Annotated in this window: 17 protein-coding genes; 4 read left to right on the top strand and 13 right to left on the bottom strand. The window is 35.2% G+C overall.

Translation table 11 applies throughout. The annotated features are described in order from the left end of the window. Positions 1–17: 17 nt before the first annotated feature. From dnaJ to RMAG_RS01800, 3 genes are read left to right on the top strand one after another with little or no spacing between them, the layout of a single operon-like run. Positions 18–1,112, top strand: a complete 1,095-nt coding sequence (gene dnaJ, locus RMAG_RS01810) for a molecular chaperone DnaJ (protein ID WP_011737753.1) — start codon at positions 18–20, stop codon at positions 1,110–1,112. A gap of 17 nt (positions 1,113–1,129) precedes the next feature. Further along, the gene (gene eno, locus RMAG_RS01805) at positions 1,130–2,407 is read left to right on the top strand and encodes a phosphopyruvate hydratase (protein ID WP_011737752.1); all 1,278 of its coding nucleotides are present in this window, start codon (positions 1,130–1,132) and stop codon (positions 2,405–2,407) included. A gap of 35 nt (positions 2,408–2,442) precedes the next feature. Then, complete coding sequence (locus RMAG_RS01800; RefSeq protein WP_041194918.1) at positions 2,443–3,699, top strand: HlyC/CorC family transporter; 1,257 nt, start codon at positions 2,443–2,445, stop codon at positions 3,697–3,699. Here RMAG_RS01800 and asd read toward each other — a convergent pair. Together asd and RMAG_RS01790 are read right to left on the bottom strand one after the other, a co-directional pair. After that, on the bottom strand, positions 3,674–4,486 hold the full coding sequence (gene asd / locus RMAG_RS01795) for an archaetidylserine decarboxylase (RefSeq protein WP_011737750.1): 813 nt from the start codon (positions 4,484–4,486) through the stop codon (positions 3,674–3,676). The genes RMAG_RS01800 and asd overlap by 26 nt on opposite strands. Before the next feature lie 7 nt (positions 4,487–4,493). Continuing rightward, on the bottom strand, positions 4,494–6,173 hold the full coding sequence (locus tag RMAG_RS01790) for a proline--tRNA ligase (RefSeq protein ID WP_011737749.1): 1,680 nt from the start codon (positions 6,171–6,173) through the stop codon (positions 4,494–4,496). Positions 6,174–6,208: 35 nt separating this feature from the next. Here RMAG_RS01790 and RMAG_RS01785 point away from each other — a divergent pair, with 35 nt between their 5' ends. Further along, positions 6,209–6,841: a site-2 protease family protein gene (locus tag RMAG_RS01785; RefSeq protein ID WP_011737748.1), complete on the top strand. Its 633-nt coding sequence runs from the start codon at positions 6,209–6,211 to the stop codon at positions 6,839–6,841. On the opposite strand, the gene RMAG_RS01780 is transcribed toward RMAG_RS01785, so the two are convergent. The 11 genes from RMAG_RS01780 to nhaD form a co-directional block, all read right to left on the bottom strand. Continuing rightward, positions 6,838–8,211, bottom strand: a complete 1,374-nt coding sequence (locus RMAG_RS01780) for a protein adenylyltransferase SelO (RefSeq protein ID WP_011737747.1) — start codon at positions 8,209–8,211, stop codon at positions 6,838–6,840. The genes RMAG_RS01785 and RMAG_RS01780 overlap by 4 nt on opposite strands. A gap of 4 nt (positions 8,212–8,215) precedes the next feature. Further along, entirely contained in the window at positions 8,216–9,646 is a 1,431-nt protein-coding gene (gene gatB, locus RMAG_RS01775; protein WP_011737746.1) for an Asp-tRNA(Asn)/Glu-tRNA(Gln) amidotransferase subunit GatB, read from the bottom strand. 1 nt (position 9,647) lies between these two features. After that, positions 9,648–11,090: an Asp-tRNA(Asn)/Glu-tRNA(Gln) amidotransferase subunit GatA gene (gene gatA, locus RMAG_RS01770; RefSeq protein WP_011737745.1), complete on the bottom strand. Its 1,443-nt coding sequence runs from the start codon at positions 11,088–11,090 to the stop codon at positions 9,648–9,650. 1 nt (position 11,091) lies between these two features. Beyond that, entirely contained in the window at positions 11,092–11,379 is a 288-nt protein-coding gene (gatC, locus tag RMAG_RS01765; RefSeq protein ID WP_011737744.1) for an Asp-tRNA(Asn)/Glu-tRNA(Gln) amidotransferase subunit GatC, read from the bottom strand. A gap of 2 nt (positions 11,380–11,381) precedes the next feature. Next, on the bottom strand, positions 11,382–11,972 hold the full coding sequence (locus RMAG_RS01760) for a hypothetical protein (protein ID WP_011737743.1): 591 nt from the start codon (positions 11,970–11,972) through the stop codon (positions 11,382–11,384). A gap of 6 nt (positions 11,973–11,978) precedes the next feature. Next, positions 11,979–13,058: a 3-dehydroquinate synthase gene (aroB, locus tag RMAG_RS01755; protein WP_011737742.1), complete on the bottom strand. Its 1,080-nt coding sequence runs from the start codon at positions 13,056–13,058 to the stop codon at positions 11,979–11,981. Beyond that, a complete protein-coding gene (gene ileS / locus RMAG_RS01750; RefSeq protein WP_011737741.1) occupies positions 13,059–15,827 on the bottom strand; it encodes an isoleucine--tRNA ligase in 2,769 nt (922 codons plus the stop codon). 356 nt (positions 15,828–16,183) lie between these two features. Next, entirely contained in the window at positions 16,184–16,912 is a 729-nt protein-coding gene (locus tag RMAG_RS01745) for a pseudouridine synthase (protein WP_011737740.1), read from the bottom strand. Between the two features lie 2 nt (positions 16,913–16,914). Next, positions 16,915–18,114 (bottom strand): tryptophan--tRNA ligase, encoded by a 1,200-nt coding sequence (locus RMAG_RS01740; RefSeq protein ID WP_011737739.1) that lies wholly within the window; start codon positions 18,112–18,114, stop codon positions 16,915–16,917. Positions 18,115–18,144: 30 nt separating this feature from the next. Then, positions 18,145–18,849 carry a type III pantothenate kinase gene (locus tag RMAG_RS01735; protein ID WP_011737738.1) on the bottom strand — a complete coding sequence of 235 codons (705 nt, stop codon included), beginning with the start codon at positions 18,847–18,849 and terminating at the stop codon, positions 18,145–18,147. After that, entirely contained in the window at positions 18,836–20,209 is a 1,374-nt protein-coding gene (gene nhaD, locus RMAG_RS01730; protein WP_011737737.1) for a sodium:proton antiporter NhaD, read from the bottom strand. The genes RMAG_RS01735 and nhaD overlap by 14 nt, the downstream gene beginning before the upstream one ends. Positions 20,210–20,218 lie beyond the last annotated feature (9 nt).

The following is a 20,218-nucleotide window of genomic DNA, read 5'->3' as shown; positions in this document are numbered from 1 at the left end:
TTAATAATAAGGCAAACATGTCACAAAAAGATTATTACGAAATACTAGGTGTTGCAAAAAATGCAGACGCTAAGCAAATTAAAAAAGCTTATAAGCGTTTAGCAATGAAACACCACCCTGATCGTGTTAAAAACGACAAGGCATCAGCTGAAAAAAAATTTAAAGAAATTCAAAAAGCTTATGCTATTTTATCTGATGTTCAAAAACGTCAAGCCTACGACCAATTTGGTCATGTAGGTGGTAACGCCAATGTGGGATCTGCTGGTGGCAACCCATTCGGAGGTGGTTTCGGTGATATTTTCGGTGATATTTTTGGTGGTGGTTCTCAACAATCCAACAATCGTGGCTCAGATTTACGTTATGATTTAGAAATTGATTTAAAGAAAGCTGCACAAGGCAGCACTGTTAAAATTCGCATTCCAAAAAATGAAACTTGCGATACCTGTTCAGGTATTGGTGCAAAATCCGGCACCAATGTTAAAACTTGCTCAATTTGTAGTGGCGTAGGGCAAGTACAAACACAACAAGGATTTTTTACCGTGCAACGCCCTTGTGGTACTTGCTCTGGCACAGGTCAAAAAATTGAATTCCCTTGTGGCACTTGCCGTGGACAAGGCTTGGTGCGTAAACAAAAAACACTGTCAGTAAAAATCCCTGCAGGGGTAGATACAGGTAATCGAATTCGTTTGAGTGGTGAAGGCGAAGCAGGCACTATAGGTAGCTCTAGTGGTGATTTATACGTACAAGTCCACGTTAAAAAACACGCCATTTTTGAACGTGAAGATAACGATTTATATTGTGAAGTTCCTATTGACTTTGCAACTGCAGCACTAGGCGGCTCAATTGAAGTGCCTACACTTGAGAACAAATTAAAAATTAAAGTTCCATCAGGTACACAAACTGGAAAACTGTTTCGCTTGCGTGACAAAGGTATCAGCCACCTTCAACGTGATGGTTCTGGAGATTTAATCTGTCAAGTTAAGATTGAAACCCCCGTTAATCTAAATAAGAAACAACAAGATTTACTACAAAAGTTTTCCAGCTCATGTGGTAAAAAACATCATCCTGAATCAGACTCCTTTTTTGATAAAATGAAATCATTTTTTGGATAAAAAACAGGAGATATTTAGTGAACATTAAACAAATTAAAGCAAGAGAAGTTCTTGATTCTAGAGGCAATCCAACTGTTGAAGTGGATGTCATCCTTGATGATGACACAATCGGTAGTGCAATGGTGCCATCTGGTGCATCAACGGGTCAACGTGAAGCTTTAGAGTTACGCGATGGAGGTACGCGCTATTTAGGAAAGGGGGTTTTAAAAGCCGTTGAGTTTGTCAACACAGAAATTTGTAATACTTTAATTAACTTTGGCATTGAGGATTTAGGCAAGATTGATCAAGCAATGATTGATTTAGATGGCACCGAAACCAAATCAAGATTAGGTGCAAACGCAATTTTGGCAGTCTCATTAGCTGTTGCTCATGCTAACGCTAATAGACAACATAAGCCATTATACATGTCATTAAATCAAGGTGAAAATTACAAACTTCCTGTGCCTATGATGAATATTATTAATGGTGGAGAGCACGCTAACAATAATGTTGATATTCAAGAATTTATGATTATTCCTGCTGGTGCGCCAAGTTTTAAAGAAGCGCTACGTTATGGGGCTGAAGTGTTTCATCATTTAAAAGCAGTGTTAGAAGCTAAAAACATGAATACTACAGTGGGTGATGAAGGTGGTTTTGCCCCTGATTTGTCTTCAAATGAAGATGCTATTAAAGTTATTTTAGAAGCGATTGACAATGCAGGCTACAAAGCAGGTAAAGATATTTTTATTGGCATTGATGCAGCAAGTTCAGAATTTTATGAAAACGGCACTTACAATTTAGTTTCTGAAAACAAATCACTCAATTCTGAAGAATTTGTTGATTATTTAGCCAACTGGGTAGAAAACTATCCAATTATTTCAATTGAAGATGGCATGGATGAGAATGATTGGAATGGCTGGAACCTATTAACCAAAAAAATAGGTGACAAAGTACAATTGGTTGGTGATGACCTATATGTAACCAATAGTAAGTTTTTAAAACAAGGTATCGAGAAAAACATTACCAACTCTATTTTAATTAAAGTCAATCAAATTGGCACCCTAACTGAAACCTTTCAAGTCATGAAAATGGCGACAGATGCTGGTTATACCTCAGTTATGTCGCATAGATCTGGTGAAACTGAAGATACGACCATTGCCGATTTAGCAGTAGCCACTGGTTGTGGTCAAATCAAAACTGGTTCATTGTCAAGATCAGATCGTTTAGCAAAATATAACCGTCTTCTTCGTATTGAAGAAGAGTTAGGGGCTAAGGCAGTTTATCCAGGGCTTGATGCTTTCAATCATTTAAATTAAACTCATCACTTTATATAATAAGTCAACACAACTGATTGGAATCACTCTCAACTTTTTGGCTTAGCACCATCCTTTTTGGACTGATATTAAGTTCTGCATTTTTTTCTAGTACTGAAACTTCAATGATGGCAATTAATCGCTATCGTCTGAAAGTCTTAAGCAAAAATAATAAAAATGCAAAACGCACCGAGCATTTACTTAATGACTTAGATCATCTAATTGGTACAATTTTATTAGGCAACAACTTTGTTAATATTTTTGCCTCTAGTATTACAACTATACTAGCCATTAAACTATGGGGTGAAGGCTCAATTGTACCAGCCTCTTTGACGTTAACTTTTATCATCTTGATTTTTGCAGAAACAACTCCTAAAACATTTGCTGCTAAAAATCCTGAAAAAATTGCTTTACCAGCCTCAATTATAATTACAGCGTTAATCAAGTTATTTAAGCCTTTTGTTTGGCTAATTGCCAAATTATCAAAGATGATATTGATATTATTTGGCATAAAAAACGAACCACATGACAATCTTATTAGCTCAGAGGAGTTAAAAATGGTGGTTAATGATGCCAAGCCCATTATTGCTTCTAATTATCAAAAAATGTTGCTTAATATTATTGACTTAGAGAAGGTTAAAGTTGAAGATATTATGATTCCTAGACACGAGTTAATCAGCATTGATATTAACAAGCCTGACGAAATTTTAAAACAATTTGAACGTATACAGCACACTAGATTACTCACTTATGAGACATCAAGTGATAATATTACTGGCATATTGCACATGCGTGATATTGTAAATTTATACGCCAAGGGTGATTTTAGTATTGACAATGTATTAGCACTGGTTCGCACACCTTATTTTGTGCCAGAAGGTACCAGCCTTGCTCACCAATTAGCGCATTTTCAACAACAAAAAAGACGACTTGGTTTGATTGTGGATGAATATGGAGAGGTGTGTGGCATGATTGTATTAGAAGATATCTTAGAAGAAATTGTAGGGCAATTCACCTCAAACCAAAATGAAAGTATTGATGAGATCATCAAGCAAAAAGATGGTAGTTATTTGATCGACCCTAGAATTAGTATACGAGAATTAAACAATTTATTACAATTAAATTTATCCGTCACTAAAGCAAAAACCTTAAATGGCTTAATTTTAGAAACACTGCAAAGCATTCCTAAACGTGATGTTAGTTTAAAAATTGACAATGTATTGATTGAAATTATGCATATTTCTGAGCAAACTATTAAACTAGTTAAAATCAGACTAAAGCCTGTCCCATCCTAACTACCTCAGTTTCCTTTAAGGAAAATTTATTAGTTTGATCTGGCATCAACATAATTACAGTTGAGCCCATATTAAATCGACCCAGTTCTTGACCTTTTTTAAGACTTATTCCTTCATTTGAATAATCAAAATGTTGAATTTGTTTTTTATAAGGTGGATTAATTTGACCATGCCACACAGTTTGCATTGAACCTACAAAAATAGCACCCACTAAAACAAACGCACACAAACCAAATTCAGTCTCAAAATAACACACAACACGTTCATTTCTAGCAAACAACCCGTCCACATTTTCAGCAGTAGTTTGATTCACTGAAAACAAATCACCTGGAATATAACTCATTGAAATTAGTTTGCCATAATAAGGCATGTGAATGCGATGATAATCTTTAGGTGACAAATAAATAGTGATAAAAAAACCTACCCTGAATTCAACACTTCTAATATCATTGCCCAGCAACTGTTCAACGCTATATTTATGGTTTTTAGCTTGAATGATTTGAGTATTATTAATATTACCAACTTTCGATACCTTACCATCAACGGGACAAACAATCAGGCTGTCGGCAATTTTTCTAGCATCTGGTTTTAATGCCCTGGTAAAAAAATCATTAAAATTCTGGTAATCTTCAATATTTTCACGTACTGCCTCTGATAGATTAACCTGGTAAGACTTAACAAACCAAGCAATAAACCTATTTTTCAACCAAATATTTTTAATGCATGCAAAATGCAACATTAACCTTGATAGCCAATGCTGAGGAATAACGTACTGCCACCAAATCATAATTTTTTTATAGCTTGAATTGAATAAATGATAAGGCATCATCAAATTTCATTTGCATTTTATCTATTTTATCTCTTGCCTTGTATTCCACATTGCCATTATCAGCATGAGTGTCACTAATCACCATTCTATGTGGAATACCAAGTAGCTCAGAATCAGCAAACATAATACCAGCACGTTCTTTTCTATCATCCAGTAAGACTTCAATGCCTGCCCCAATAAACTGCTGATAAAGCTTATCAGACAATGCTTTCACACGAGTGGACTTGTTATAATTAATCGGCACAATGACGACTTGAAAAGGCGCAATCGCTTGAGGAAAAATAATCCCTTTGTCATCATAATTTTGCTCAATAGAGGCTGCAATAATACGTGTCACACCAATGCCATAACAACCCATTGTAGTTGTAATCGCTTTACCAGACTCTCCAATAACATTAACTTTCATAGCACTAGAATACTTAGTACCCAGCTGAAAAATATGCCCCACCTCAATACCACGTTTAATAATCAACTTTCCCTTACCATCTGGGGAATAATCTCCCTCTACAGCGCTACGTAAATCAGCATCAACAAATTCAATACCTTGCCAATTGACACTCATTAGATGATAATCCCATTCATTTGCGCCACAAACAAAATCACACAATACGCTAGCTGAATAATCAACAATCAAATCAATGTCTAAATCTTTAATACCTATGAAGCCTTTTTTTAAATCTAAATTCTTAATTTCATCATCTATTGCAAACTCAAAATTGCCAAACAAATTATGCGCTTTGATTTCATTTAATTCATGGTCGCCACGTAATGCTAAAGCTTTAAAACCATCTTTGGTTTTAATGATTAAAATTTTAACGCAATCTGATTTATTAACATTCAAAAACTCAGCAACTTCTTCGATACTATTTTTTTTCTTGGTTAGAACTCTTTCCTCAGTCAGTGTAGACTTACAAGTTTTTTCCTGTTTTAAAAAAGAAACCTTTTCGATATTAGCCGCATAATTTGACTCATCTGAGAAACAGATGGTATCTTCTCCACTTTCTGCCAACACATGAAATTCATGCGAAGCATCTCCACCAATTGAGCCAGAATCTGCCAAAACTGCATGATAATCAAGACTCAATCGATCAAAAATATTACAATAAGTTTGATACATTACATCATAAGTTTGTTGTAAAGAATATTGGTCAAGATGAAACGAATAGGCATCTTTCATGATAAATTCTCGTGAACGCATCACTCCAAAGCGAGGACGAATTTCATCTCTAAATTTAGTTTGAATTTGATAAAAATTCATTGGCAGTTGTTTATAACTACGTAAATATTGTGCTGCCAAGTGTGTAATGACTTCTTCATGTGTTGGTCCTAGGCAAAATTCACGCTGATGGCGATCGGTAAAACGCAATAACTCAGTGCCATATTTATCCCATCTTCCAGAAGTTTTCCAAAGTTCTGCAGGCTGAACAACAGGCATAAACACTTCTTGGGCACCTGATTTATTCATTTCTTGTCGAATAATATTTTCAACTTTGTGTAGTACTCTTACCCCCATTGGCAAATATGAGTACAAACCCGATGCCAATTTAGAAATAAGACCTGCTCGAATCATGAGTTGATGCGAAATAATTTGAGCATCATTTGGCACTTCTTTTTGAGTCGGGATTAAAAGCTTCGTTGTTTTCATTTATAATAACAAGAAGAAAACACCTAATTTTACCTATGCTCGATATTCAAACACTTTTAATTTGGACAATTCCCGTATTATTTTCAATTACTGTGCATGAAACAGCGCATGGTTGGATTGCCTCAAAACTTGGGGATCATAGTGCTAGAATGATGGGCAGACTTACCCTTAATCCCATCAAACATATTGACCCAATTGGTACTATTTTAGTACCTGCATTTTTATACCTTACCTCAGGATTTATTTTTGGCTGGGCTAAGCCTGTACCTGTTAATTTTAATGCACTTAGATCGCCTAAAAAAGACATGCTTTGGGTAGCAATTGCCGGACCCATGTCAAATTTCATCATGGCAATTATATGGCTGGTAATAATTTTACTGGTAGTTAATAATATCGACTCACAATTTCTAATTGATATGGGTCAAGTTGGTGTTCAAATTAACTTAATATTAGCAGTGCTCAATCTATTGCCTTTGCCACCACTCGATGGTGGTCGTATTGTAAGCTCATTACTACCAAGAAAACTATCTTATCAATACGACCAGTTAGAGCCTTATGGTTTGTATATTTTGTTGGGTTTATTATTTTTAGGTGTATTTCAATGGGTTGTCTTTCCCATTGTTAAAATCATCCAACAATTTATGTTTAGCGTTACTGGTCTCATTTAAGAAGAACAACTTACTGTAAGCCCTTGCGCCCAATCAGGTGCTTCATAAGTATAAAATTCCATATCTTGATGAACTTCAAAGGGTTTACTTAATAAATCAAACAAAATTTCTATCTCAGTATAGTCTTTGTCATCTTCTGCCTTTCGAATTGCCACCTCTGCTAAGTAATTACGTAAAATATAATTAGGATTTACGCTATTCATCATGCTGATTCTATTGCGATTATTTTCTTGAGATACGCGCTTATCATACAACTCAATCCAATCATTAAAATCAGTATTAATGGCCAATTTATCCACATTAGACAACTGCCTTAAGGAATTAGTACGATCCTTTTTATGTTGATACAACATGTCAAAAAATTGCGTAATTAATACATGATCTTGCTTGTCTTTTTCATGCAAGCCAAATTTTTGTCTCATCAATACAGAATACGACTCAACTAAGTAGTTTTGATATTTATCTAACACTAATTTCGCTTGTTTAGTATTAATTAAACTTGATAAACTATCAGCCAAACGAGATAAATTCCACAAAGCAATATTTGGTTGCTGATCAAAGCTGTAACGACCCTCATGATCAGAATGGTTGCAGATAAACTTAGGATTATAAGTTTCTAAAAAACCAAATGGTCCATAATCAATCGTCAATCCAAGAATTGACATATTATCCGTATTCATCACTCCATGTACAAAACCCTGCGCTTGCCAATGCGCAATCATAATTGCTGTTTTCTGCACTACTTCATTAAAAAAATCAATATATTGATTTTCACCTTGACAATACTGGTAATGATGTTCAATCACAAAATCAGCTAATTGTCTCACTTGAGAAATTTGGCCACGCACGGCAAATAATTCAAAATGACCAAAACGAATATGACTAGGTGCGCAACGCATAACAATCGCTCCTGTTTCAATATTTTCTCGATAAACCTCGCTATGACTACCAACTAATGTTAACGCTTCTGTAGTGGGAATATTTAAGCCTTTCATAGCGATTGAACATAAATATTCACGAATAGATGAACGCAACACTGCACGACCATCCGCACCACGTGAATAAGGAGTTTGTCCTGCGCCTTTAAGTGATAACTCAAGACCTTGCACTTGCCCTATTAAGCAAGAACGTCCATCACCTAATTGGGGTACGAAATGACCAAACTGATACCCCGCATAAATACTAGCAATAGGTTGCATACATTGGAATTTATTTTTGCCTGAGGCAATATTTAACAATTCATTATCCTTAATAGATAATTTAAGTCTGTCTTGTAATGCTTGATTTTTATGAATCAAAAAAGGTTGTTTTAATGATTGAGTATCAATGTTTGAGAAAAAATCACTACCTAGCGTGGCAAAATCTAGCACGTTTTTAAAACAACTTATTTCTAAGTAGTTCGTTAACTTGTTTAGGATTGGCCTTACCAGCAGTAAGCTTCATGATTTGACCGACAAAAAAGCCAAAAATCTTATCATTACCCAATTTAAACTGAACTGCTTGTCGCGCATTATTAGCAATCACCTGTTCTACAATTGCTTCAATTTCACCCATACCAATCATTTGCTTTAGGCCTTTGGCTTGAATAATTTCATCTGCATTACCTTCACTATTCCACATGGCTTTAAACACATCTTTGGCAGCTTTTCCAGAAATAGTATCATCACTAATACGACTGATTAATAGTGACAAGGCTTGCGCAGTAATAGGCGAGTTTTGAATGTCAATTTTATGCTTATTCAAAGAGGCTGATAATTCACCCATGATCCAGTTGGCACAAAGCTTAGCATTACTAGCATGATGCTCAAGCATAGTCTCAAAATAATCAGCCAAAGGTTTTTGCAAAGTAAGTACATCTGCATCATAGTCACTTAAACCTAATTCTGAAACAAACCTTGCTTTTTTCTGAGTGGGTAATTCTGGTAAAGTTTGTCTAATTTTTTCTAATAATTCATTAGAAATCTCAACAGACAGTAAATCTGGATCTGGAAAATAACGATAATTATTGGTTTCTTCTTTTGAGCGCATAGAACGAGTTTCATGTTTCACAGAATCATACAAACGAGTTTCTTGTACAATACTGCCACTCTCTTCAAGAATGTCTTGCTGACGTTCAACTTCCAAATTAATCGCACGTTCTAAAAATTTAAATGAGTTGATATTTTTTAACTCTGTACGTGTACCAAGCTCTTTTTCCCCTTTAGGGCGAATAGAAACATTCGCATCAAAACGAAATGAGCCTTCTTGCATATTTCCATCACAAATATCAATATATTGCACCAAGGCGTGAATTTTTTTAGCATATATCACCGCCTCTTTAGCACTACGCATGTCAGGCTCGGAAACAATTTCAAGCAATGGTATACCTGCACGGTTAAAATCAATTGCAGTATCATCATCAAACATATCATGCATAGACTTTCCCGCATCTTCCTCTAAGTGCGCACGTGTAATACCAACTATCTTGGTTTGATCATCAAACGTAATTTCAATCTTACCTTCGCCCACAATAGGCCTGTCCATTTGTGAAATTTGGTAACCTTTTGGTAAATCTGGATAAAAATAATTCTTTCTGTCAAATATACTACGTTGATTAATATGCGCATTAATTGCCACGCCAAATTTAATTGCCTTATTAATAACTTCAACATTAAGTACAGGCAAAACACCTGGTAATCCTAAATCAACGGCACAAGCCTGTGAATTGGGCTTTTGACCATACTGAGTTGAGGCAGCTGAAAAAATCTTAGATTTGGTATTTAATTGTGCATGAATTTCCAAACCAATAACTGTTTCCCATTCCATACTAGCACTCCTGTGGTGTTTTTAAGTGCCAGTCAGTTTGTAATTGGAATTGGTGTGCAATATTAAGTAACCTAGATTCTGACCAAAAGTTACCAATAAGTTGCAACCCTACTGGTAAATTTTGCGCAAAACCTGCTGGAATACTCATACCTGGCAAGCCTGCTAAGTTGGCACTGAGTGTATAAATATCTGCCAAATACATAGAAACCGGGTCTTTAACTGAACCTAAATCAAATGCAGTTGTAGGGGAAACTGGCCCCATAATCACATCAATCTGCTCAAATACTTTTTTAAAATCATCACTAATCAAATGGCGTACTTTCTGCGCCTTAAGATAATAAGCATCATAATAACCCGCTGATAAAGCATAAGCACCGATCATAATACGACGTTTAACCTCTTCACCAAAGCCTTCTGAGCGCGAACGCAAATATAAATCTTCTAAGTTTTTTACATTTTTAGCACGATATCCATATCTAACACCATCTAGACGCGATAAATTTGATGAACATTCACAAGGAGCAACAATGTAATAAACTGGAATAGCATAGGCTAAATTAGGTAACGATACCTCTTTAACAATTGCGCCCATGGCTTCAAACTCTTTAACAGCAGCCATAATATTATTAGCCACTTCATCATCCAATCCAGATGAAAAAAACTCCTTTGGCAGTCCAATGATTAACCCCTTAATCGAATCATTAAGATGAGTCGTATAATCTGGCACTTTTTGCTCAACACTGGTTGAGTCTTTTTCATCAAATCCAGCCATAACATTTAACACAATAGCTGCATCTTGTGCTGTTTTAGTCATCGGTCCTGCTTGGTCAAGACTTGATGCATAAGCAATCATGCCATATCTTGATATTCGGCCATAAGTAGGTTTAATGCCTGTAATACCACATAAACTTGCAGGCTGACGAATAGAGCCACCTGTATCTGTACCTGTAGCAAAACAGCTTAACCCGCCAGCAACACTCGCCGCAGAACCGCCTGATGAACCTCCTGGTATTTTTAAGTAGTTCCACGGATTTTTAACCGCACCATAAAACGAGTTTTCATTGCTAGACCCCATGGCAAATTCATCCATGTTAGTCTTACCCAACATCACTAAATTTACTTGATTAAGTTTTTGACTTACGGTTGCATCATAAGGCGATACAAAAGTATCTAACATTCTAGAGCCTGCTGAGGTTTTTACACCCTTGGTACAAAAGATATCTTTATGAGCGTATGGAATACCTGTTAATATATTTGCATTACCTGAAGCAATTTTATCATCTGCTACTTGGGCTTGGGCTAATGCTAATTCGTCAGTTACTGTAATAAAAGCATTCAAATCTGACTGATCAATGCGATTTAAATAATACTGCGTTAATTCAACACAAGAAAAATCTTTATCTTTAAAGCCTTGTGCTAATTCAACAATAGTTTTTGTATGCATATTATTCAATAACGGTAGGCACTAAATAATAACCATTTCTGGTTTTTGGCGCAACCGATTGAAATAATACGGATTGCTCTTTTTCAATAACAACATCTTTTCTAAGACGTTGAAACATATGTAGTGGATGTAACATTGGCTCAATACCATCAGTCTCAATATTAGCCAACTGTTCAATCAAACTAAAAATAGCATTTAAATCTTGTGTGTTGTTTTTGAGTTGCACTTCATTTAATGACAAACGCGCGAGATAAGCAATCTGATTTATTTGTTTTTCAGATAATGACATGACTACAACATTGGAATGTTATTAAAAATCCTAAGTGGCTTAGAAAATGAAGAACGTAAAATATTTAAATCGAGCTGCATCCATTGCATAGAATTTTGTATATTTGCCATATTTTTATTCATCTCTTCCATATTAATAAGCATTGGCTCTAAAGAGTCCATTTTTAAACTTACCTGTGTTAAGTCTACTGCAATAGCATCTAAATTATCAAGTTTACTGGCAATAATATTCATGTTTTTATTAACTCGTTGAAAATCTTTTTGCATATAAGCCACAGAAACAGTCATTTGTTCAACATTATTTGACAAGTTATTAATACTTTTAACCATAGATGACATATTACCACCCATATCTGGATCCATTGAATTAGCCAAACGCGTCATATCCAAAGTAATTGAATAAATAACAACAAAAAATCCTATAATGATAGCACTAAATACAGCAAGTGCTGGTAGAAAAAATTTTTCAAACTTAGTGTCAGTACGTAGATCTGCGTGTTTTTCAACACTTTCAAGCATTTTTTCTAAATCAGAAATACTAGAAGTAATCATCACTTCATCATCTTCAACCCCCGGGTTTTTTTTATCTGTCATATCATCCTACTGGCAAAATTCATTAATTACTTGATTTAAAAGTTGATCTTTATAATGATTACAAACAAAAGCATGACCTAATTCTTTTAATAAAATTAAGCGAATATTACCATTAATCACTTTCTTATCAACTAACATTACTTTCATAAAATCAGAAGCACTAATTTTACCGATAATAAAGATAGGTAAATTAGCTTTTTCTAATAAATCTTGAACTTGAGCAACTTGATTGATAGACAAATACCCTTCAAGATGAGATAACTTTACTGCCATTAACATGCCCACTGAAATTGCTTCACCATGCAAGAAGATGCCATAACCAAGTATGTTTTCAATCACATGCCCAAAAGTATGTCCAAGGTTTAACAAAGCACGTTTACCCACTTCTAACTCATCTTGAACAACGATATTGATTTTATACTGACAAGACTGATAAATTATTTCAGCCATTAAAGGCTTATTTCTGTCCATTAAATCTCTAATATTTTCTTGCAAAAAATTAAAAAAATTTAAATGACCTAATAAACCATATTTAATCACCTCAGCCATACCTGCTGAGTATTGTTGATTATTCAAAGTATCAAGTGTATCTATATCAATCAATACACACTTTGGCTGATGAAAAATCCCAATCATATTCTTACCAAGCACATGATTAATGCCTGTTTTTCCACCCACACTAGAATCAACTTGAGACAACAACGTAGTGGGAATTTGAATAAAATTAACACCACGCTGATAGCTAGCCGCTGCAAACCCAGTCATATCACCTACTACACCACCACCAAGGGCAATTAATGTGCAACTACGATCAAATCTATTCTTAAGTAACGCATTGAAAATGCAATTAAGTGTATCAAGCGTCTTATATTTTTCACCATCTGGCAAAATAACTTGCGCAAATTCAAACGATAAAAGTAAGTTTTGCACCTTCTCAAGATACAAGGGCGCCACTGTGGTATTAGTAACAATCATGACTTGCTTGCCACTAATATGTTTTGTTAATAACTTACCTTCTGACAATAAATCTTGACCAATATATATAGGATAAGATTTTTCTTGCAAATCAAGGTTAAGTGTTTTCATTTAAGCAAATTTCCTTATTTCGCCTTTACCGTCCACATTTTCAACGCAACGACCACAAAGTTCTGGGTGTTTAGCATTATTGCCCACATCTTCTCTATGATGCCAACAACGTACACACTTTTCATGTCTTGATTTACTCACTTTAATAAATACACCCTCTATTGCCTTAATACAATCATCATTTTTTTCATTAAGTGAATGAATTCTAATATAGGAAGTAATAAAAATAAATCTTAGTTCATCATCCAATTGACTAAGTGTGCTAAAAATATCAGTTTCACAATAAATATCAATCTCTGACTCAAGCGAAGAGCCAATTATCTTTTCACCACGCATACCTTCCATTTGCTTACGAATAAATGGACTAATTTCACGCGTGATATCAATAGCTTTATTTTCATAGCCGAATGTTAAATCTTGATACCAAGATGCTAAAAAAATACTAGTATTTTTTTCACTCGGCATATTTTGCCAAATTTCTTCAGCTGTAAATGATAAAATTGGAGCTAACCAACGCACCATTGCCTCCGTAATATGATGTAATGCACTTTGTGCACTTCTTCTAGCTAAAGAGTTTGCTTGTGTGGTGTATTGCCTGTCTTTAATAACATCAAGATAAAAACCACCAAGGTCATTGCTACAAAAATTTAAAATCAATTGAACCACATGATGAAAATTATATTGTTCATACGCCTTGATAATTTGAGTTTGTAAATTAGCAGTTTTAGCAACAATCCATTTATCTAAATCTAGCATCTGTTTATTATCAAGCAAATGTTCAACAGGATTAAAAGCTTGCATATTTGCCAACATAAAACGCATTGTATTACGAATACGGCGATACGAATCAGCTGAGCGTTTTAAAATCTCATCACCAACCGTCATTTCACTTGTGTAATCAGTACTAGCAATCCACAAACGTAGAACATCAGCACCTAAATTATTGACTATTTTTTGGGGGCTCATCACATTACCAAGCGACTTAGACATTTTCTTGCCGTTTTTATCAACAACAAAACCATGGGTTAATACGTTTTTGTAAGGCGCTTTACCATTAATGGCAACCGAAGAAATAAGTGATAACTGAAACCAGCCCCGGTGCTGGTCTGCGCCTTCTAAATATAAATCAGCTACATTAGACAGCTCTTTTCTTGCCTTTAGCACAGTAAAATGACTTACGCCTGAGTCAAACCAGACATCAAGTATATCCGTGGTTTTATCATAGTCATTTGCATCATTGCCAATAAAATCTTGAGCATCAGACTTAAACCAGGCTTCAATACCCTCTTTTTCAATTCTATTTGCAATACTAACAAACAACGCTTGAGTATTTGGATGTAGCTCACCTGTTTGTTTATGTACAAACAAAGTAATCGGCACACCCCAAAATCGTTGACGAGAAATACACCAGTCAGGACGACTATCCATCATTAACTCAATACGTTTTTTGCCCCAATCTGGCATCCACTGTACTTTTGAAATTTCTCTATTAACTGTATCTATAAGACCATTTTTCTGCATAGAAATAAACCACTGAGGGGTTGCTCTAAAAATAACAGGCGTTTTGTGTCGCCAACAATGTGGATAGGAATGCATTAGTGATTCATGCTTAACTAAGGTATTAGCCTGCTTAAGAATTTCAATCACACTATCATTGGCTTTAAAAATAAACTGACCGCCTAAAAGTTCAGTCTCTTTGAAAAACACACCTTTGATATCTACTAGGCACTCAACAGGTAAATTGTATTTCAATCCCACAATAAAATCTTCTTGACCATGTGCAGGAGCCGTATGCACTGCACCTGTACCAGCATCAATTGTTACATACTCACCCAAAATAATAGGCACCTGCTTATCGTAAAACGGATGTTTTATTTTTAACCCTTCTAACTCACTACCAGAAAAAGTTTGTTCGCCGATAGTGGCTTCAATACCATAACGACTAATTGAAGTCTCTACCAATGCTTGAGCAAGCAATAAGTATTCATCACCAATATCAACCAATACATAATTTAGCTCTGGATGAAGTGCTACGGCTTCATTAGCAGGCAATGTCCAAGGTGTTGTTGTCCAAATAACCACTGAAACTGGCTTATTCATATTAAAAACTGAATCATCAATGATTCTAAATTTAACGTCAATCGCCTCTGATTGATTATCTTTATACTCAACCTCTGTCTCTGCTAAAGCAGAACCACACTCAGTACACCAATGTACGGGCTTGTAGCCTTTAGATACATGACCATTTTTAACAATTCGACCTAGAGCACGAACAATATCAGATTCATATTGAAAATCTTTGGTTAAATATGGATTATCCCAATCACTCAAAATACCTAAGCGTTGGAAGTCTTGCTTTTGTTTGAGCACTTGTTGGTCAGCATATTTTCTGCATTTTGACCTAAATGTGCTAGCATCAATTTTAACACCTACTTTGCCGTATTTTTTTTCAACATTAAACTCAATTGGCAAGCCATGACAGTCCCAACCTGGAACGTACGGTGCATCAAAACCTGATAAAGATTTTGATTTGACAATCATATCTTTTAAAACTTTATTGACTGTATGACCAATATGAATATCGCCATTCGCATAAGGAGGACCATCGTGTAAAACAAACTTTGGTTTGCCTTGATTCTGCTGACGAATTTGATCATAAAGCCCATCATTTTGCCATTTTTTCAAAAACCCACCTTCACGATTAGCAAGATTTGCCTTCATGGGAAATTGGGTGGCTGGAAGATTTAAACTAGATTTATAATCAGACATTTAATTCTTAAAAAAATAAAGATTAAACTTTCAATTATACATGATAGAGCTGTTTTTTAAAAACGACAATTCATCGCTAAAAGATAAAAACAACATTTTTTAAAACTAAAAGAAAAACACTATCTATATTAATTTAATGATTGGTATGTGAATTTTTTTAATTGAATAATAAGTTCATTCTACCACAAACCTTAAAATACAAAAATATTTGAATGTTTTGTTTAAAACTAAGATTTAGTTTTAAACATTTTCATAAAAAAGAACAATAAAAACGAGGTAATTGCCAAGCTAACCATCAATAAAAATTTATGCCAGTAATTGATTTGCATCAGGTTTTTACAAAAAAAATAGGATTGTTATCGTTCTACAATATCAAGCAATAACTTCACTTGCCTAGGTTTTAAATAATCATATTGATTAGCCTTAAGATTATTAGGAAGACGAATCTCACCAAAACGAATACGGATAAGACGTGATACTTTAAACCCTAATTCTTCCCATAAACGTCTAACCTCATGCTTTCTTCCCTCTTTAAGTACGACTTTATACCAGCGATTAGCACCTTGACCGCCACCAAATATTATTTGGCTAAACTTAGCAAAGCCATCATCAAGCTTAACGCCTTGAGTCAATTTTTTTAAATCCTCATCCTCAACCTGACCCAACACCCTAACAGCATATTCCCTATCAATTTGCGAGCTAGGATGCATGAGCTTGTTAGCTAAATCGCCATTATTCGTAAAAAGTAATAACCCAGAAGTGTTCAAATCAAGGCGCCCTACCATAACCCAGCGTGACTCTTTAGGTAATAAACTATAAACACTTTTTCGCCCTTTGTCATCTAAATTAGAACAAATAACACCTGCTTGCTTATTCAAAATAATCACTTTTATTTCTTGTTCAAGATAACGACTTAAATCAATTTTCTGCCCATCAATCTTAACACAGTCGGTTATTTCAGCATTGTCACCAATGCTGGCAGTTTTATTATCAACTTCAATACGTCCTTGTTCAATTAAATGTTCTGCCCAACGACGAGAGCCATAACCAGCATTGGCAATAAGTTTTTGTAACCTATCAGCCATGATTAATAATTAATGCCCATTGCTTTTCGAACCTCTATCATGGTTTCTTTGGCGACACTTCTAGCTTTTTCAGAACCTTCAAAAATAATTTGCTTAATAAGCCCTGGGTCTGCCTGATATTTAGCAATACGCTCTTGTATAGGAGTTAATTCCTCTTCAATGGCATTAATAATAGGCTGTTTACATTCTACACAACCTATTTTCGCTTTAGTACAGCCTTCCACCACCCAATCACAAGTTGATTTATTTGAATACACTTTGTGTAATTGCCATACTAGGCATTTTTGTGGATTGCCTATATCGGTTAGTTTAATTCTAGCAGGGTCAGTTGGCATGTGCTTAATCTTGGCTCGTATTTGCTCAGCAGTATCCCGCAAGGAAATCGTATTACCATAAGATTTACTCATTTTCTGACCATCCAGACCTGGCATTTTTGAAGCTTTTGTTAGTAATGATTCAGGTTCAGGCAAAACAATCTTGCCCACGCCTTCAATATAACCTAAAAGCCGTTCTCTATCACCCAGAGTAATATTTTGTTGTTGCTGTAGCAGTGCTTGCGCCTTTATTAAAGCATCATCATTACCTATTTCTTGATAGACTTTACGCAATGAGCGGTACAATTTAGCTTGTTTTTTACCCATTTTACTAATGGCAATTTCAGCCTTTTCTTCAAAATCAACTTCACGACCATAAAGATAATTAAAACGCCTAGCCACTTCACGTGTCAGCTCAATGTGTGCCACTTGATCTTCACCGACTGGTACAAGTCCTGCTTTATAAATTAAGATGTCTGCACTTTGCAATAAAGGATAACCCAAAAATCCATAAGTTGCTAAATCTTTAGTACTTAATTTAAGCTGTTGATCCTTATATGAGGGTACACGCTCCAACCAACTTAAAGGCGTTAACATGGAAAGTAACAGGTGTAGTTCTGCATGCTCAGGCACCTTAGATTGTACAAAAATTGTTGAAGTGTTTGGGTTAATACCTACAGACAACCAGTCAACTACCATTTTCATGACGTTAGTATTTAAATCTATCTTATCTGAATAATGCGTAGTAAATGTATGCCAATCAGCCACAAAAAAGTAAGAATCATATTCATTTTGTAGTGCTAGCCAATTTTTCAAAACACCGTAATAATGACCCAAATGAAGTTGGCCCGTAGGTCGCATGCCTGATAAAACTCGTTTGTCTTGCATTGTGTCTTGATTTAAAATTAAATGAGTGAATTATACCAAGGTTGAATGTAAGACTTTATATGTTTGTGCATAGCTAGATAAGCCCTCTAACACTAAATTTTGATGAAGTTTAACCTGATAATGAAGTTTTAATGCAATTATTTTAGCATCGCCACATGTTAGTACAACAATTAAATCACTGTAATTATCCAAATGTTGCTCAATTTGTGTATTAATAGCGCCCATCAGCATCTGGCTTGTACCAAATATCCAGCCTTCTTGAGTATTGTTTGCAGTTAAGCTTAAAGATAGTTGTTGAACACCGCTAGAAAATTGAGAAAAACTATGTCTTAATACACTCAAACCAGGCATAATAAGCCCTCCTTGATGTTTGCCATTAGCTAATACTAAGTCAAAAGTCAAAGCAGTGCCTGCATCAATAATTAGCAAATTTTGTTTGGGATAACGTTCAATACTAGCCAGCATTGCCAACCAACGGTCAGAACCCAATGTAGACGGAATTTGATAGCCACATTCTAAAGATTTAAACATACGCTCAGTCTTAACAAAATGCACATTATTAAGCCCGTTTAATATATGACAATCACCCACACAACTAACAAAAATTTCATCTGCTTTTGGTAATTCAGTTATATTGAATTCTTTAATAAGTGCTGAATTAGTTTCATCATTCAAGCGCCATTTTATAGCAGTATTACCAATATCAACTAATAAACATAACTCAGACTGGCACATCAAATAAAGTACCGTTCATTAATAAATGTGCACCAATACTTGCACCATAACCCAGTGCAATCACGCCCGTCCACCTAAGATGTGAGCCAAACGTATAAAGTCCTTTTGATTGGCCCATTAGTGCCACTCCTGCAGCAGAGCCCACTGAAAGCAAACTACCACCCACTCCTATTGTGAGTGTTACTAACAACCAATGACCTAATGACATATCAGGATTCATGCTTAATACCGCAAACATCACTGGGATATTATCGACAATAGCAGACAATACGCCCACCAAAATATTGGAATAAGTTGCCCCTAAGGATAAATACATGGTCTCAGAAGTAAGCGCCAGATAACCCATAAAACCTAATCCACCAACACTTAAAATCACCCCAAAGAAAAATAACAAAGTATCCCACTCTGCATTTGCTACTTTTTTAAACACATCAAATCCATCTTGTTGCAATTTACGTTCAGATTTACGAATAAAATAAGCAGCAATCATAAGATAACTCAAACCAGTCATCATGCCCATTGCTGGTGGTAAATGTAGAAAATTATGAAAACTAACTGCGGTAATAATGGTAATAATAAAGAGAACAACAATGGCAATACCACCCAATTTAATATCAACTTTGCTTTGACTGACCGTGGCTACCTCGTTTTTAATAGAAAAATGCATGATAGCGGCTGGCACAACAAAATTAATCAATGATGGCACTAGCAAACTAAAAAATTGCGAAAACTCAACAATACCCTTTTGCCATACCATAAGCGTTGTAATATCACCAAATGGACTAAACGCACCACCTGCATTGGCAGCCACAACAATATTAATAAAAGCAATAGATACAAAACGTGGATTACCCACACCTACTGCTAACACAACTGCGCCCATAATAAGCGCTGTGGTTAAATTATCAGCAATTGGAGAAATAAAGAAAGCCAAAAACCCTGTTAGCCAAAAAAGTTGTCTAAAAGTTAAGCCTTTATTAACCAGCCAAACTTTAAGCGCTTCAAATATTTGTCTTTCACGCATGGCTTCAATGTAAGTCATCGCCACTAACAAGAATAAAAACAACTCTGAATATTCTAATATATTATGTCTAAGCGCTACTTCAGCAGAATGTGGTAAACCTTGACTGGAATAAACCCAGCCAATTAACCCCCAAATAATACCCGCCACCAAGATAACAGGCTTGGATTTTCTAAAATGAGTAAATTCTTCCACCATTACCAGAATATAAGCCAACACAAACAACATAAGTGCCATATAACCTACCCAATGACTGGTTAGGTCTAAGGTTGAAAACGGCTCACTAGTTGCAAAAGCGCTCATGGGTAAAAGTGTTAACAACTTAAATAACTTAATCATTTTTAATCC

It is taken from the genome of Candidatus Ruthia magnifica str. Cm (Calyptogena magnifica), assembly GCF_000015105.1.
GTDB lineage: Bacteria > Pseudomonadota > Gammaproteobacteria > PS1 > Pseudothioglobaceae > Ruthia > Ruthia magnifica.
This window is presented reverse-complemented; position numbering and strand designations above follow the sequence as displayed.

Excerpts from the sequence above, each read along its gene's own strand:
- RMAG_RS01735 (WP_011737738.1), bottom strand. The coding sequence starts at position 18,849 with ATGTGCCAGTCTGAGTTATGTTTATTAGTTGATATTGGTAATACTGCT.
- gatC (WP_011737744.1), bottom strand. The coding sequence starts at position 11,379 with ATGTCATTATCTGAAAAACAAATAAATCAGATTGCTTATCTCGCGCGT.
- RMAG_RS01785 (WP_011737748.1), top strand. The coding sequence starts at position 6,209 with ATGCTCGATATTCAAACACTTTTAATTTGGACAATTCCCGTATTATTT.
- aroB (WP_011737742.1), bottom strand. The coding sequence starts at position 13,058 with ATGAAAACACTTAACCTTGATTTGCAAGAAAAATCTTATCCTATATAT.
- RMAG_RS01760 (WP_011737743.1), bottom strand. The coding sequence starts at position 11,972 with ATGACAGATAAAAAAAACCCGGGGGTTGAAGATGATGAAGTGATGATT.
- gatA (WP_011737745.1), bottom strand. The coding sequence starts at position 11,090 with ATGCATACAAAAACTATTGTTGAATTAGCACAAGGCTTTAAAGATAAA.
- dnaJ (WP_011737753.1), top strand. The coding sequence starts at position 18 with ATGTCACAAAAAGATTATTACGAAATACTAGGTGTTGCAAAAAATGCA.
- nhaD (WP_011737737.1), bottom strand. The coding sequence starts at position 20,209 with ATGATTAAGTTATTTAAGTTGTTAACACTTTTACCCATGAGCGCTTTT.
- asd (WP_011737750.1), bottom strand. The coding sequence starts at position 4,486 with ATGATTTGGTGGCAGTACGTTATTCCTCAGCATTGGCTATCAAGGTTA.
- RMAG_RS01790 (WP_011737749.1), bottom strand. The coding sequence starts at position 6,173 with ATGAAAACAACGAAGCTTTTAATCCCGACTCAAAAAGAAGTGCCAAAT.
- RMAG_RS01745 (WP_011737740.1), bottom strand. The coding sequence starts at position 16,912 with ATGGCTGATAGGTTACAAAAACTTATTGCCAATGCTGGTTATGGCTCT.
- gatB (WP_011737746.1), bottom strand. The coding sequence starts at position 9,646 with ATGGAATGGGAAACAGTTATTGGTTTGGAAATTCATGCACAATTAAAT.
- ileS (WP_011737741.1), bottom strand. The coding sequence starts at position 15,827 with ATGTCTGATTATAAATCTAGTTTAAATCTTCCAGCCACCCAATTTCCC.
- RMAG_RS01740 (WP_011737739.1), bottom strand. The coding sequence starts at position 18,114 with ATGCAAGACAAACGAGTTTTATCAGGCATGCGACCTACGGGCCAACTT.